Origin of the sequence: Pseudomonas sp. COR18, from assembly GCF_048568395.1 — a bacterium.
GTDB classification, from domain to species: Bacteria; Pseudomonadota; Gammaproteobacteria; order Pseudomonadales; family Pseudomonadaceae; genus Aquipseudomonas; species Aquipseudomonas fuscovaginae_B.
Genome location: NZ_CP183808.1, coordinates 1,235,862 through 1,250,438, shown reverse-complemented (window position 1 = coordinate 1,250,438; position 14,577 = coordinate 1,235,862). Strand labels below are relative to the sequence as shown.

At 63.9% G+C, this 14,577-nt stretch carries 10 protein-coding genes and 2 pseudogenes; 5 read left to right on the top strand and 7 right to left on the bottom strand.

Annotated features, from left to right (window positions below):
* Positions 1–4: 4 nt before the first annotated feature.
* Entirely contained in the window at positions 5–3,076 is a 3,072-nt protein-coding gene (locus tag ACM62G_RS05875; RefSeq protein ID WP_419736839.1) for an efflux RND transporter permease subunit, read from the top strand.
* Positions 3,077–3,115: 39 nt separating this feature from the next.
* On the opposite strand, the gene ACM62G_RS05870 is transcribed toward ACM62G_RS05875, so the two are convergent.
* Both ACM62G_RS05870 and ACM62G_RS05865 read right to left on the bottom strand, forming a co-directional pair.
* A complete protein-coding gene (locus tag ACM62G_RS05870) occupies positions 3,116–3,805 on the bottom strand; it encodes a DUF4197 domain-containing protein (protein WP_054058472.1) in 690 nt (229 codons plus the stop codon).
* Between the two features lie 166 nt (positions 3,806–3,971).
* Positions 3,972–4,592, bottom strand: coding sequence for a hypothetical protein (locus ACM62G_RS05865; protein WP_054058471.1), 621 nt, complete (start codon positions 4,590–4,592; stop codon positions 3,972–3,974).
* A 350-nt stretch (positions 4,593–4,942) separates the two neighbouring features.
* Here ACM62G_RS05865 and ACM62G_RS05860 point away from each other — a divergent pair.
* From ACM62G_RS05860 to ACM62G_RS05850, 3 genes and pseudogenes are all read left to right on the top strand, one after another.
* Positions 4,943–5,326 (top strand): annotated as a pseudogene (locus tag ACM62G_RS05860) (hypothetical protein); the annotation flags it as partial.
* A gap of 140 nt (positions 5,327–5,466) precedes the next feature.
* A pseudogene (locus ACM62G_RS05855) lies at positions 5,467–5,631 on the top strand (hypothetical protein); the annotation flags it as partial.
* Positions 5,632–5,712: 81 nt separating this feature from the next.
* Complete coding sequence (locus tag ACM62G_RS05850; RefSeq protein ID WP_419737595.1) at positions 5,713–6,075, top strand: hypothetical protein; 363 nt, start codon at positions 5,713–5,715, stop codon at positions 6,073–6,075.
* A 61-nt stretch (positions 6,076–6,136) separates the two neighbouring features.
* Here the strand turns inward: ACM62G_RS05850 and plsB are convergent, their stop codons facing one another.
* Positions 6,137–8,638, bottom strand: a complete 2,502-nt coding sequence (plsB, locus tag ACM62G_RS05845) for a glycerol-3-phosphate 1-O-acyltransferase PlsB (protein ID WP_054058469.1) — start codon at positions 8,636–8,638, stop codon at positions 6,137–6,139.
* 244 nt (positions 8,639–8,882) lie between these two features.
* Between plsB and ACM62G_RS05840 the strand changes: the two genes are divergently transcribed.
* Positions 8,883–9,092, top strand: coding sequence for a cold shock domain-containing protein (locus ACM62G_RS05840; protein ID WP_054058468.1), 210 nt, complete (start codon positions 8,883–8,885; stop codon positions 9,090–9,092).
* 166 nt (positions 9,093–9,258) lie between these two features.
* Here the strand turns inward: ACM62G_RS05840 and ACM62G_RS05835 are convergent, their stop codons facing one another.
* From ACM62G_RS05835 to ACM62G_RS05820, 4 genes are all read right to left on the bottom strand, one after another.
* On the bottom strand, positions 9,259–9,636 hold the full coding sequence (locus ACM62G_RS05835; RefSeq protein ID WP_054058467.1) for a hypothetical protein: 378 nt from the start codon (positions 9,634–9,636) through the stop codon (positions 9,259–9,261).
* A gap of 84 nt (positions 9,637–9,720) precedes the next feature.
* Positions 9,721–10,530 (bottom strand): putative RNA methyltransferase, encoded by an 810-nt coding sequence (locus ACM62G_RS05830; RefSeq protein WP_054058466.1) that lies wholly within the window; start codon positions 10,528–10,530, stop codon positions 9,721–9,723.
* Entirely contained in the window at positions 10,530–11,681 is a 1,152-nt protein-coding gene (dapE, locus tag ACM62G_RS05825) for a succinyl-diaminopimelate desuccinylase (protein ID WP_054061844.1), read from the bottom strand. The genes ACM62G_RS05830 and dapE overlap by 1 nt, the downstream gene beginning before the upstream one ends.
* Before the next feature lie 233 nt (positions 11,682–11,914).
* Positions 11,915–14,506: a glycosyltransferase gene (locus ACM62G_RS05820; RefSeq protein WP_419736838.1), complete on the bottom strand. Its 2,592-nt coding sequence runs from the start codon at positions 14,504–14,506 to the stop codon at positions 11,915–11,917.
* Positions 14,507–14,577 lie beyond the last annotated feature (71 nt).

The following is a 14,577-nucleotide window of genomic DNA, read 5'->3' as shown; positions in this document are numbered from 1 at the left end:
CCCGATGGGTTTCAATCTTTCCGAATGGGCATTGCGCAACCGCCAGATCGTCCTGTTCCTGATGCTGCTGCTGGCGATGGTCGGGGCCATGTCTTACACCAGGCTTGGCCAGAGCGAAGATCCGCCGTTCACTTTCAAGGCCATGGTGATCCAGACCAACTGGCCAGGCGCCACGGCCCAGGAAGTTTCGCGGCAGGTCACCGAACGCATTGAAAAGAAACTGATGGAGACCGGCGAATACGAGCGGATCATGTCGTTCTCCCGGCCAGGCGAGTCCCAGGTGACCTTCATGGCCCGCGACTCGCTGCACTCGGCGCAGATTCCCGAGCTCTGGTACCAGGTGCGCAAGAAGATCGGCGACATCCGCCAGACCCTGCCGCCGGATATCCAGGGGCCGTTCTTCAACGACGAGTTCGGTACCACCTTCGGCAATATCTATGCGCTGACCGGCGACGGTTTCGACTACGCGGTGCTCAAGGACTACGCCGACCGCATCCAGATCCAGCTGCAGCGGGTCAAGGATGTGGGCAAGGTCGACCTGTTGGGGCTGCAGGACGAAAAGGTCTGGATCGAACTGTCGAACGTCAAGCTGGCCACTCTCGGGGTACCGATGGCGGCAGTCCAGCAGGCGCTGCAGGAGCAGAACACGGTTTCCACCTCGGGTTTCTTCGAAACACCGACGGAGCGGGTGCAACTGCGCGTCAGTGGCAACTTCAAGAGCGTCGACGAGATTCGCAACCTGCCGATCCGGGTCGGCGACCGGACCCTGCGTATCGGCGATTTCGCCGAGGTCCGCCGCGGCTTCAGCGATCCGCCCGCCCCGCGCATGCGTTTCATGGGTGAAGATGCCATTGGCCTGGCCGTGGCGATGAACGACGGTGGCGACATTCTGGTGCTGGGCAAGGCGCTGCAAGCCGAATTCGCCCGTCTCCAGAAAAGCCTGCCGGCGGGCATGCACCTGAGCAAGGTTTCCGACCAGCCGGCGGCGGTCAAGACCGGCGTCGGCGAGTTCGTCCAGGTGCTGGTGGAAGCCCTGGCGATCGTGCTGCTGGTGAGTTTCTTCTCCCTCGGCGTGCGTACCGGCATGGTGGTGGCGCTGGCGATTCCGCTGGTGCTGGCGATGACCTTCGCCACCATGTACTACCTGGGCATCGGCCTGCACAAGATTTCCCTCGGCGCCCTGGTGCTGGCGCTCGGCCTTTTGGTCGACGACGCGATCATTGCCGTGGAAATGATGGCAATCAAGATGGAGCAGGGCTTCGACCGGCTCAAGGCGGCGAGCTACGCCTGGACCAGCACGGCGTTCCCGATGCTGACCGGTACGCTGATCACCGCCGCCGGTTTCCTGCCGATCGCCACCGCGCAGTCGGGGACTGGCGAGTACACCCGCTCGATCTTCCAGGTGGTGACCATCGCCCTGCTGGCGTCGTGGATCGCCGCCGTGATGTTCGTGCCCTATCTGGGAGAGAAGCTGCTGCCGGACCTGGCGAAGATCCACGCTGCCAAGCATGGCGCCGATCAGCCGGACCCTTATGCCACGCCGTTCTACCAGCGGGTGCGGCGCCTGGTGGAGTGGTGCGTGCGGCGGCGCAAGACGGTGATCGTATTGACCGTTCTGGCCTTTGTGGCTTCGGTGGCACTGTTCCGCTTCGTGCCGCAGCAATTCTTCCCGGCTTCCGGGCGACTGGAGCTGATGGTCGACCTCAAGCTGGCCGAGGGCGCGTCGCTGAGCAACACCGCCGAGCAGGTCAAGCGTCTGGAGAGTCTGCTCAAGGGGCATGACGGCATCGACAACTACGTGGCCTATGTCGGTACCGGTTCGCCGCGCTTCTACCTGCCGCTCGACCAGCAACTGCCGGCGGCCAGCTTTGCCCAGTTCGTGGTGCTGGCCAAGACCATCGAGGACCGGGAGAAACTGCGGACCTGGCTGATCGATACGCTCAACGAGCAGTTCCCCGACCTGCGTGCGCGGGTCACGCGCCTGGAGAACGGTCCGCCCGTGGGCTACCCGGTCCAGTTCCGTGTCACCGGCGAGCATATCGAGGTGGTTCGGGCCCTGGCCCGCAAGGTGGCGGCCAAGGTGCGCGAGAACCCCCATGTGGTCAACGTGCACCTGGATTGGGAAGAACCGAGCAAGGTGGTCTACCTGAATGTCGATCAGGACCGTGCCCGGGCCCTGGGGGTGAGTACGGCGAACCTGTCGCGCTTCCTGCGCAGCTCACTGACCGGTTCGACCGTCAGCCAGTACCGCGAGGACAACGAGCTGATCGAGATCCTGCTGCGTGGCACCGTGCACGAGCGCAGCGAGCTGTCGGCACTGTCGAGCCTGGCGGTGCCCACCGACAACGGCACCAGTGTGGCGCTGTCGCAGATCGCGACGCTGGAGTACGGTTTCGAGGAAGGCGTCATCTGGCACCGCAACCGCCTGCCGAACGTGACGGTCCGCGCCGATATCTATGGCCAGGAGCAACCGGTGACCCTGGTCAAGCAGATCATGCCGACCCTGGATTCGATCCGGGCCGAGCTGCCGGACGGTTATCTGCTGGACGTGGGCGGTACCGTGGAGGACTCCGAGCGCGGCCAGGCGTCGGTGAACGCCGGCGTCCCCTTGTTCATCGTGGTGGTGCTGACCCTGTTGATGTTGCAATTGCGCAGCTTCTCGCGGGTGGCGATGGTGTTCCTCACCGCGCCGTTGGGACTGATCGGCGTGACGCTGTTCCTGCTGGTGTTCCGCCAGCCGTTCGGTTTCGTGGCGATGCTCGGCACCATTGCCCTGTCCGGGATGATCATGCGCAACTCGGTGATTCTGGTGGACCAGATCGAACAGGATATCCGGGCCGGCATGTCGCAGTGGCAGGCGATCATCGAGGCGACGGTACGGCGCTTCCGGCCGATCGTGCTGACCGCGCTGGCGGCGGTGCTGGCGATGATTCCACTGTCGCGCAGCGTGTTCTACGGACCGATGGCGGTGGCGATCATGGGTGGGTTGATCGTGGCGACGGCCCTGACCCTGCTGTTCCTGCCGGCGCTGTATGCCGGCTGGTTCCGGGTGAAGAAGACCGCGGCCGGGGGCTGAGGTCAGCCGGGAGCCAGCGCGCTGGCTCCCGCTGCTGCATCACAGCGCGCCAAACACCTTCTTCGCCAGGCTGGTAGCCGCTTCAGCCGGGTTGGCCCGGATACCTTCCTCTTTCTGGGCGATCAGCTTGAACAGACCGTCCAGCGCCTTTTCGGTCACGTAGCTTTCAATGTTGGCACTCTTGGCGTCGATCACGCCGAGGGTCGCCGCCTGCCCGGCGAACGAGTTGTACTGCTGGGCCAGGCCGACCTGGTCGGTGGCCTGCTTGACGATCGGCAGGAACTTGGCGCGGATCTGCTCGCGGCTGGTCTTGTCCAGGTACTGGGTGGCCGAGTCCTTGCCGCCGCTGAGAATGCTCTTGGCGTCATTCACGGTCATCTTCTTCACCGCATCCACCAGCAGCGCCTGGGCCTGGGGCATGGCTGCCTCGGCCGCCTTGTTCATGCTGGTTTCCAGCTGGTCGACCTGGGCGCCCATGCCGAACTGCTTCATCTTGCTGGCGACCTTGCCCAGCTTGCCCGGCAGTTCGATCTTCACTTCAGGGTTGTTGCTGAAGCCACCCGGCTTACCGAGCGTCGTGACGGCGGCGACGGCCCCCTGGGCCAGGGCGTCCTTGAGCCCGCCCGAGGCTTCGCCCTGGGACAGGCTGCCCAGGGACAGGGCCAGCGCGTTGGCGGAGATCAGCAGGCCGGCGCAGAGGCTGGCCAGACGTAGGGAAGGACGGAGCATGGAAAGCTTCCTTATGCGAAAAGAGAAAATGACCGGGCGGAGTCGGCACGCTTCGGCGAAGGCTGTGGAAACAGGCCGCTCGAACGGGCGCCGGGCTGTCCGCTGGTGATAACAGTAGCTGGCCGGCGAGTTCGATGCGAGCGCTGATCGAAGACATTGCCGGGCTTCAGGCCCTGAGGGTCAGGTTCTGTGGCTTTTCCTTCTGCAATACGACGGTCCGGGGAATGGGTTTCATGGTGAACTTGCGCCGGCTGCCGAAACTGCCCTGGGTTTCGTAGAGCTGGCCGGGCTTGACCCGGCTGGGGTCATAACGCAGGTAGCGGGGGATCGCGCCCTTGAGCAGGGTGATCTCCTCGCAGAGGATGTAGGGCGGCAGGCCGGAGTCGTTGAGGGCGACCAGTTTCAGGTTGGCCAGGGTGTTCTCGTCCGTGCCGATCAGCGGCACCAGCGCCGCGCTCAGGTACAGGTAGCCAGGTGGGCTCAGGTGAAAGCTCGCCTCCTGGTTGTCCTTGCGCCATCTGAAGTTGTAGCGGATGTCGGCCAGCAGCGAGGCGCCATCGACGCTCATGTCGAACTCGATCTCTATCCTGCTGTTGTAGCGCAGGTCCTGGGGCAGTTCGAACACGAAGCGCCAGGGGCTGCGTGATGGCAGGTCGGCGCTGCTCCAGGTGCCGAGGATGGCATGGGTATCGCGGTTGCGCAGGGTGATCCGGGTTTGCGCCCGGGCCGGAATGGCATAGTCCGGCGGAAAGTGGAAAACAGCTGTGACGAGGTTTTTCGCAGTCATCTCGATATCCTTATCGAACGCGTCAAAGGCAACGCAGGGTCCAGTCTATACGAGTGTTTGCCGAGGAAATTCGGCGAGGAAATATCGTTGTTGCTTTGCCGAATTGTCTGTCGTTGGGTTGCCGGTTATCTGATGTAGATCGGCTGATTGGCCCTGTGCCTGTCGCCTTGCAGGGCTGCCTGCAGCCGAGTGTTGCCAGCTGTGGGCAAGAGCGTGTTTTTACAGTTCTTGTCGGAATAGCCCGACATTTACTGATCCTTGTTGCTACGACAGAAAAGGACATGGGGTTATCGCTGGCGTTGCGGCGGGTGCGATACATGTATTGCGCTTGAGAACCGTGGAGTGAACCCATGTCATCCAGACGATACCTGTGCGACGCGCAAATCAGCCAGGCCATGCAGATTGCCGATCTTTCCGAGTTCGAGGCGCCTGTGCATGCGGTGGGGCTGATTGCCCAGTGTGTGCTCGGCGGGCTTGAGGCACAGGGTTGGCCGGCTCCCCGGGTTATCCGCGGACCGCGGATCGTCACCGCCGAGCAGAACTACGTCCTGCTTGGCTATGCGCCTGATGAAGTCACTCTCGGCAGCGACCACACCCGCTGGATCAGCGAATCACAATTGTTGCGAACCCAGACGACCAGTCTGATTCCTCCCGCACTGGTCGAGGCGGCAAGGGCGCGAAAGCCGGGGGAAACCATGCTGCTCGCTGCCCCCGGTATTACGTTCAGGCGCGACACGCGCGACCGTCTCCATTGTGCGCAACCGCACCAGATGGACATTTGGGTCATGGGTGATCCACCGCTGTCCTGCCGGGAGTCGCTGCTGAAGCTGGTTGGCGATGTTCTGAAGGCCGCGCTGCCCGATCATGCCTGGACGTGTCAGGACAGCCCTCACCACTACACCGAGGGGGGATCGAGATCAATGTCGTCTCGGCGCAGCAGTCGGTGGAGGTGCTTGAGTGTGGTTGTATCGCCCGCTCCCTGCTCGAAAGACTCGGGCTCGATCCGCTTCAGCATGGAGGCCTGGCCATGGGCATGGGGTTGGATCGTCTGGCGATGTTGCGCAAGGGAATTCCCGATATCCGCCTGCTCAGGGACCCTCTGCCCCGTATCCAGGCACAAATGAATAGCCTCGATCCCTGGGTGCCGGTCTCTCGTCTGCCTTCGATCACTCGCGATATCTCGCTGGCCGTGACGCCGGGACAGAGCGAGGAGGAACTGACCGAGTCGATGTTGCAGGCCGCCGGTGTGCGTAGTGGCTGGATTGAAGAGATGCGCCTGCTGGGGCGCTGGAGCCCTGGGCAATTGCCACCGCAGGCACTGGATCGCCTGGGCATGCTCGAAGGGCAGGAAAACGTGCTCTTGAGAATCGTCCTGAGAGACTGCGCCAGATCCATTACGGCCCAGGAGGCCAATGAACTCTATAACGATATCCAGCATGCCATGCACGAGGGAAAGGCGGGGGGTGGATATCGCAACGGCTGAGTTGCGCACAGCCTTTGCGCGATGAACCCCAGTTTGGCTGGCCTGGGGTTGCCGGTGAGGATCAGGCGGCGTCGGGACTGATGTCGCTCTTCTGCTCCGGGCCGGTGTCGTGCAATGTCACCTGGCGGATCGAAAGGCGTATTTCCGCCGGCAGTACCCGCTTGGCCGCACCCTCGGCCAGCTCGCCGAGCAGTTCGTGGTAACTGAGCTTGCCGGCTTCGTCGCGGCGCAGAACGTCGAGGTCGAGCAGAGTCTGGATGAAGTGGCGGAACAGGCTCTTGTCGAAGAACTCCGGGGCATTGAGACCGTGCAGGATCGACAGGCGCTGGGCCATGATCGTGCACAGGTCCTCCAGTTCCTCGGCGCTGATACTGTGCTGGCCGCTGTTGAGCAGCAGCGAGATTGCCATGTAGAAGCGTTGCAGGGTCTGGGCGATGCTTCTCGACAACAGGGTCAGCAGCACGAAATGCCGTGAACTCGGCGCCGGGCGCAGGTAGACCGCATTCTCGAAACGCAGCAGGCCCTGCTCGACGAAGGCCTCAAGCCATTGATCGACCACCGCGTCGAGTTCGTCCAGCGACCAGCGGATGAACAGCTCCGACTGCAGGTACGGGTACAGCGCCCGGGTGTAGCGCAGCAACTGCTCGCGGCTCATGCGTGATGAGCTCTGGAAGAAGCTCGCCAGCAATGCCGGCAGGGCGAAGATGTGCAGGACGTTGTTGCGGTAGTAGGTCATCAGTACCGCGTTCTGTTCGTCCAGGTAAAGGATCTTGCCCAGCGCATCGTTCTGTTCGGCGAGCAGGTCCATGTCCTTGACGTGCTGGATCAGCGCCCGGCCATCTCCCTCGGGCAGGGTGGTGTGCGGCGAGTAGGGGACGCGGCGCAGCAGCGCCAGGTAGAGGTCGAGCACCCGGGCCAGGGCACGGTCGTCCAGGGCCAGGCGGCTGGTGGAGAGCAGGGCCAGGGCCACCAGGTTCACCGGGTTGATCGCCGCCGCTTCGTTGAGGTTGCGCGCCACGCGCTCGCCCAGGCGGTTGGTGGTCGCGCTCAGCCAGTCCGGCTTGAATTGCGGGCCGAGTTCCTCGGCGCGCCAGCCCGGCTGTTCCTGGTCGAGGAAGTCGGCCAGCTTGATCGGCTCGCCGAAGTTGACCGCGACCTGGCCGAAGCGCTGCTTGAGCGCACCGATGACCTTGAAGATGTCGAAGATCGACTCCTTCTTCTTGCTGGCGCCGCGCAGTTCGCCGAGGTAGGTCCGGCCTTCCAGCACCCGTTCATAGCCGATATAGACCGGGACGAAGACGATCGGCATCCGCGAGGAGCGCAGGAAACTGCGCAGGGTAATGGCCAGCATGCCGGTCTTGGGCCGCAGCATGCGTCCGGTACGCGAGCGGCCGCCCTCGACGAAGTACTCCACCGGAAAACCCTTGGTGAACAGCGTATGCAGGTATTCGTTGAAGACCGAGGTGTAGAGCGGGTTGCCCTTGAAGGTGCGACGCATGAAGAACGCCCCGCCACGGCGCAGCAGGCCGCCGATCAGCGGCATGTTGAGGTTGATCCCGGCGGCGATGTGCGGCGGGGTCAGGCCGTTGCGGAACAGCAGGTAGGACAGCAGCAGGTAGTCGATATGGCTGCGATGGCAGGGCACGTAGATCACCTCGTGCCCCTGCGCCACGGATTGCACGTTTTCGATATGGTTGACGCGGATACCGTCGTAGATCTTGTTCCAGAACCAGCTCAGCACCACTTCGAGGAAGCGGATCGCCGTGTAGGTGTAGTCCGAGGCGATTTCGTTGCCGTAGCGCAGTGCCTGGGCCTTGGCCTTTTCCGCCGGGATGTTTTCGCGCTGGGCGTGTTCGAGGATCGCCTGGCGTACCTGCGGCTCGTTGACCAGGCCCTTGACCAGGTTGCGCCGGTGCGACAGGTCGGGACCGATGACCGCAGTTTTCAGGTTGCGCAAGTGTACCCGCAGAATGCGCTGGGCCATGCGCACGGTGCGCTCGTGGCCCTTGTTGTGTTCCACCAGTTCGCGCAGGTGGATCGGCGCGGAGAACTGCACGCGGGTCTTGCGGCCGAGAATCAGGATGCTCAGCAGGCGGCGCAGGCGACCTGTGACCGCCCAACTGTCGGCGAACAGCAGTTTCCACGGGCTCGATTCGCTGTCCGGCGATTGGCCCCAGAACACGCTGACCGGGATGACCTGGGCGTCCTCGACAGGATTCCGGCTCAGGGCATCGACCAGGCGGGTCAGGGTTGGCGGCGCCCCGCGCTTGTCATGACGGCCGAGCCAGTCGGGCTCCGGAGTCAGGTAGAAAAACGCCGCCGGCTCCAGCAGCGGGCCGACCGACACCGGCAGCACCGGGCGTGGCAGACCGGCCCGGGTGCATTCGTGGTCGACCACCGCCAGGTCGCTCAGCGACGGCGATTGCAGAACGTAGAACACCGGGCGGCTGCGGTCGAGGTTGAGGGTCAGGGACGACTGGTTGATCGTCTCCGAGCGCACCCACAGGTACAGGAGGCGGCGCAGGGTGCCAAACACTAGACGGCGGAACGGCGAACGGGTCATACGATTTCTGCTTCAGATGGAATGAACCGAGCGTTTGCTCGGGCGGGGAGTAGTGTGCCGTATCTGGCGAAAATCGGCAAAAACGCAACGAAGTAATATTGATTGAGAGTTTTTCGTGCTGTCTTATACTCCGGTATTCGCCCTCAGCGGTATGACCCCCGAGCGTCATCCGAAGTTCTGGCGATCAGGCTTGGAGAACCCTGCGAGCGGGGTTCACTCGATAATAAAAAAGGAGTACGGATTCATGGCAACTCGCGAGACAGGCAGTGTGAAGTGGTTCAACGATGCCAAGGGCTATGGCTTCATCCAGCGTGAAGGTGGGGCGGATGTGTTCGTGCACTATCGCGCGATTCGTGGCCAGGGCCACCGCTCGCTGACCGAGGGACAGCAGGTCGAGTACGCGGTGGTGGAAGGCCAGAAGGGCCTGCAGGCCGAGGATGTGGTGGGCTTGTAACCTGCCTGCCTGTGGGGGCGCGGACTTATCCGCGAACCAGGCCCCCATCTCTGTAGGAGCAGGGCTTGCCCGCGAATAGGCCCTTGAGCCTTGCGTCGCTGGGGGAGAGCGCCTTCGCGGGCAAGCCCTGCTCCTACAGTTTGATGATCGTTCCCACAGACGGGGTTCAGGCCGTGCGCCAGGTGATCTCTTCTTCGCCGTCGGCGCTGACACGAATCCAGCGGTCGGCACTTTCCTCGCCTTCCTCCTCGACCCAACTGCCCGGCGCGCAACGCACCTCCACCTGCAGCGCGGCAAAAGCGGCGCGGGCACAGGCGATGTCGTCGTCCCACGGCGTCTGGTCGCTTTCCAGGTACAGGCTGTTCCACTTGCCCACGGCTTTGGGCAGCCAGGTCACCGGCACGCCGCCGGCCTTGCATTTCCAGGTCTGGCCCTTCTGCGTCCACTCGCTGCACGGACCGAGCGCTTCGCCCAGCCAGGCGGTAATCGCCTTGTGGTCGACGTCGGCGTCTTTCAGGTAAATCTCGATATCAGGCTGGCGCATGGATGTCCTCGCTGCGGCTGCTGAAAAATCCATTCGCGGATTCTGGCGCTCGCCAACCGGGGTTGGCGAGGTGGGTCATGGGGATCATTGCAGAACGAAGTAATCGTAGCGCATCGACACGCTGACCTCGAACGGTTCGGCCTGCTCGATCACCCGGGCGCGGCGCTCGGCGCTGGCGCGCCAGCCGTGCGGGGTCATGGCCAGCAGGTTGGCACGGTCGGCGGGCCGTTCCAGGCGCAGCTTGAAGTCGAGGACTTCGCTGTGCTGCAGCGCCATGCCTTCCGGCACCAGGGCCAGGTGCTTGTCGTCGGTGTACTCGCGGACTTCGTCATAGAGCTGCTCGCGCAGTTCCATCAGGTGGCCGCTGGTCGGGCCGACCTTCATCAGGCCGCCACCGGGGCTGAGCAGGCGTTTGGCTTCCTGCCAGTCCAGCGGGCTGAAGACACTGGCGAGAAACTGGCAACTGGCGTCCGGCAGTGGAATGCGTGCCATGCTGGCGATCAACCACGTCAGTTGCGGATTGCGCCGGCAGGCCCGCTTCACCGCTTCGCGGGAGATGTCCAGGGCATAGCCGTCGGCCGTCGGCAGTGCCTCGGCGATCTGCGCGGTGTAGTAGCCTTCGCCACAGCCGATATCGACCCAGCGTTGCGGGGCCCGTTCGGCGGCCAGTTCGGCCAGGCGGCGGGCCACCGGCGCGTAGTGGCCGGCGTTGAGGAAATCACGCCGGGCCTCGACCATGGCCTGGTTGTCGCCGGGATCGCGGCTGTTCTTGTGCTGCACCGGCAGCAGGTTCAGGTAACCCTGGCGGGCCCGGTCGAAACGATGCCCGGCCGGGCAGGCCACGCCATTGTCGACCGCGCCCAGCGGTGCACTGCAGAGAGGGCAGGTGAGCATCAGGCGAGCAACTTGATCAGGGTCTGGTAGTAGATTTCGGTCAGCACATCGAGGTCGCTGGCCAAGACCCGCTCGTTGACCTGGTGAATGGTCGCGTTGACCGGGCCGAGTTCCACCACCTGGCTGCCGAGAGTAGCGATGAAGCGTCCGTCGGAGGTGCCGCCGCTGGTCGAGGCCTTGGTTTCGCGCCCGGTGATCTCGCGGATGCTGGAGGAGACCGCGTCGAGCAGCGCGCCCGGCTCGGTCAGGAACGGCAGGCCGGACAATGCCCAGTCCACGTGCCAGTCCAGCTGGTGTTTGTCGAGGATCGCCGCGACCCGTTGCTGCAGGCCCTCGACGGTCGACTCGGTGGAGAAGCGGAAGTTGAACAGCGCCACCAGTTCGCCGGGGATCACGTTGGTCGCGCCGGTGCCGGAATTGACGTTGGAGATCTGGAAGCTGGTCGGCGGGAAGAAGGCATTGCCGTCGTCCCAGTGCTCGGCCGCCAGTTCGGCGAGAGCGGGCGCGGCCAGGTGGATCGGGTTCTGCGCCAGGTGCGGATAGGCCACGTGGCCCTGCACGCCGCGGATGGTCAGCTTGGCGCCGAGGGAGCCGCGACGGCCGTTCTTCACCACGTCGCCGACCAGCGAGGTGCTCGACGGTTCGCCGACGATGCACCAGTCCAGGCGCTCGTTGCGCGCGGCCAGGCGCTCGACCACGGCCTTGGTGCCATGATGGGCCGGGCCCTCTTCATCGCTGGTGATCAGGAAGGCCACCGAGCCCTTGTGGTCCGGGTAGTCCGCGACAAAACGCTCGGCCGCGACGACCATCGCCGCCAGGCTGCCCTTCATGTCGGCGGCGCCACGCCCGCAGAGCATGCCGTGCTCGTCGATCAGCGCATCGAACGGATCGTTCTGCCAGGCCTGGACCGGGCCGGTCGGGACCACGTCGGTGTGGCCGGCGAAGCACAGCACCGGACCGTCGTGGCGACCGTGGGTGGCCCAGAAGTTGTCCACGTCCTCGATGCGCATCGGTTCCAGCTGGAAACCGGCATCGCCCAGGCGCTGCATCATCAGTTTCTGGCAGTCGGCGTCGACCGGTGTCACCGATGGGCGGCGGATCAGGTCACAGGCAAGTTGCAGGGTCGGCGAAAGCTCGGCGTGGGCCGTCATGGGAAACTCCGAAAACATGAAAGACGGGCTCGGTCTGCTGTGGGAGCGGGCTTGACCGCGAAGGGGGCACAAGCGCGCCGCAAGCTTCGCGGGCAAGCCCGCTCCCACACAAGTCCGCTGCCACAGTATTTGGGTTTGGCCGTGGAGTCGTGCTCGACCAGGGCGCAGAAAATGGCGGATATCTTAAAGCAAAACGGCGACCATAGGCCGCCGTTTAGAGGATCGCATCGACTTTATGCCGCCGGCACCTGCTCAGGCTCTTCGGCCGGTTTCGGTAGCGAGGAAACGAAGGCCATGAATAGCGCGGCCACGTACGGCAGCGACTGCACCAGCAGCATGGCGACCCAGAAGCGCATGTCGTTGCTCGGCATGCCCTGCACCAGGTAGATCCCCAGGGCTGCGCCCCACAACAGCAGCATGATGAACAGCTCTTCACGGGCTTCCGAGATCGCCACCCATAAACCGTGCTTGTCGGCGTTCTTCGGCGTGCGGAAAAACGGAATGCTGCTGGTGAAGAAACCGTACAGCACCGCCTTGGCGATGGTGTGCGACAACGCCAGGCCGGCCAGCGCGGCGGCGAAGGCGTCCTTCATGTTGACGCCGACCGCGCGCCGGTACAGGAACAGGATCTTGCCCACCTTGAAGGCGAACAGCGCCAGGGGCGGGATCGCGAAGATCATCAGCGGCGGGTCGACCCGTTGCGGCACGATGATCATCGCCGACGACCAGAGCAGCGCGCCCACGGTGAAGAAGATGTTCATGCCGTCGGCGATCCACGGCAGCCAGCCGGCGAGGAAGTGGTAGCGCTGGCCGCGGGTCAGTTCGGTGTCGCGGCCGCGCAGCAGGCTCGCGGTGTGCCGCTTGATGATCTGGATCGCGCCATAGGCCCAGCGGAAACGCTGCTTCTTGAAGTCGATGAAGGTATCGGGCATCAACCCCTTGCCGTAGCTGTGGTGGTGATAGGCAGCCGACAGGCCTTTTTCGAACACCCGCAGGCCCAGTTCGGCGTCTTCGCAGATACACCAGTCGGCCCAGCCCAGTTCTTCCAGGACCGAACGACGGGTCATGGTCATGGTGCCGTGCTGGATGATCGCGTCACGGTCGTTGCGAGTGACCATGCCGATGTGGAAGAAACCCTTGTACTCGGAGTAGCAGAGTTTCTTGAAGGTGCTCTCGTTCTGGTCGCGGTAGTCCTGCGGCGACTGCACGATGGCGATCTTCGGATCGGCGAAGTGCGGCACCATGTGCTTGAGCCAGTTGCGGTCGACGCAGTAGTCCGAGTCGATCACCGCGATGACCTCGGCATCCTTGGCGGTATGCGGAATCAGGTAGTTCAGCGCACCGCCCTTGAAGCCGGCCAGGGGCGCGACGTGGAAGAAACGGAAGCGCGGGCCGAGGGTCTCGCAGTAGGCCTGCACCGGCTCCCAGACCGCCGGGTCCTTGGTGTTGTTGTCGATGATCAGGACTTCGTAGTCCGGATAGTCGAGGGCGGCCAGGGCGTCGAGGGTCTGTTTGACCATCTCCGGCGGCTCGTTGTAGCACGGCACGTGGATCGAGACTTTCGGGCGGTAGTCCGACTCACCCTCGACCGGCAGGAATTCCCGGCGGCGCTTGTGGGTCCACACCGCTTCGGCCAGTTCGTGGGCCTCGGTCAGCAGCACGATGAACACCCCCAGCGCACCGAGGGCGAGCAGGAAGCCCACGGTCAGGCTGAACCAGGTGCTGTATTGCTGGCTGTAGTCGTAGCCGATCCACACCAGCACCGAACCGCAGAGGAAGGCGATAAAGGTCAGGAAAGTGCGGCCGCGCTGGCGCAGTGCCGAGCCGTCGATCAGCAGGACCGCCAGGGAGAGCATCGCCAGCACCACCGAGCCGATGGCCAGGACCCGCCACTGCGGAATGGCCACCACCGGCCCTTCGAAGTTGAATTTCTGCTGGCGCGCGGCGTTGTACACGCCCCAGTAGGCGCCTACCGAGCCTTCGTCACTGGCTTTCCAGGGCTGGTCAAAGGCTTCGATGACGAAGTAGTTGAAGCCCTGGCGGTTGAGCTTGTTCACCAGCGTACGCAGGTAGATCGCCTGGTCGGCCTGGGTCGCATCGGCGCCACCGCGCATGCGGCCGTTGCTCGGCCAGCCGACTTCCGACAGCAGCAGCGGCTTTTTCGGGAACATGCGTTTGAGTTCGCGGGCGCGGTCGAGCACGTACTGGCCGGATTTCTCCATCGGGATGAATTCCCAGTACGGCAGGATGTGCGCGGCGATCAGGTCGACGTGCCTGGCCAGTTCCGGGTTGTGTTCCCAGATGTGCCACTGTTCGGAAGTGGTCACCGGCACCTTCACCGCAGCGCGTACGCGATCGAGCAGCACACCGAGTTCCTTGGCGGTGATTTCCTTGCGGAAGATCGCCTCGTTACCCACCACCACGCGAACCACGCTGCGCGAGGTGTTGGCCAGCTCGATGGCCCGGGCGATTTCCCGCTCGTTGCGCTCCTGGTCCGGGCTGATCCAGATGCCCAGGGTCACCCGCAGGCCGAATTCCTCGGCCAGCTTGGGGATGTCCTGCAGCGTGCCGTCGACCGAGTAGATCCGGATGTTGTCGGTCAGCTTGCTGATGATCTCCAGGTCACGACGCATTTCATCGTCGGTCGGGTACTGGTCCTTCTGGGGGAACTGACCCTGCTGGAACGGAGAGTAGGAGAAGCCGGAGATGTGTTCCGGCCAGTTGGGGGCCGAGACCGGACGGTTGATCAACGCCCAGAAACCGCTGAACAGCGCGGCGATTGCCAGCACCACCACCAGGTTGAGTCCAAATTTACGCGATGACATAGAGATTTCGGGTTCCGAAGTAGAACGTTGAACTGCGCGGCGCGCATCCTACACGTGGGATTCGTGCTGGA

Bases quoted from the DNA above. Each gene is read 5' to 3' on its own strand.
- ACM62G_RS05875 (WP_419736839.1), top strand. From the start codon at position 5: ATGGGTTTCAATCTTTCCGAATGGGCATTGCGCAACCGCCAGATCGTC.
- ACM62G_RS05870 (WP_054058472.1), bottom strand. From the start codon at position 3,805: ATGCTCCGTCCTTCCCTACGTCTGGCCAGCCTCTGCGCCGGCCTGCTG.
- ACM62G_RS05865 (WP_054058471.1), bottom strand. From the start codon at position 4,592: ATGACTGCGAAAAACCTCGTCACAGCTGTTTTCCACTTTCCGCCGGAC.
- ACM62G_RS05850 (WP_419737595.1), top strand. From the start codon at position 5,713: ATGAATAGCCTCGATCCCTGGGTGCCGGTCTCTCGTCTGCCTTCGATC.
- plsB (WP_054058469.1), bottom strand. From the start codon at position 8,638: ATGACCCGTTCGCCGTTCCGCCGTCTAGTGTTTGGCACCCTGCGCCGC.
- ACM62G_RS05840 (WP_054058468.1), top strand. From the start codon at position 8,883: ATGGCAACTCGCGAGACAGGCAGTGTGAAGTGGTTCAACGATGCCAAG.
- ACM62G_RS05835 (WP_054058467.1), bottom strand. From the start codon at position 9,636: ATGCGCCAGCCTGATATCGAGATTTACCTGAAAGACGCCGACGTCGAC.
- ACM62G_RS05830 (WP_054058466.1), bottom strand. From the start codon at position 10,530: ATGCTCACCTGCCCTCTCTGCAGTGCACCGCTGGGCGCGGTCGACAAT.
- dapE (WP_054061844.1), bottom strand. From the start codon at position 11,681: ATGACGGCCCACGCCGAGCTTTCGCCGACCCTGCAACTTGCCTGTGAC.
- ACM62G_RS05820 (WP_419736838.1), bottom strand. From the start codon at position 14,506: ATGTCATCGCGTAAATTTGGACTCAACCTGGTGGTGGTGCTGGCAATC.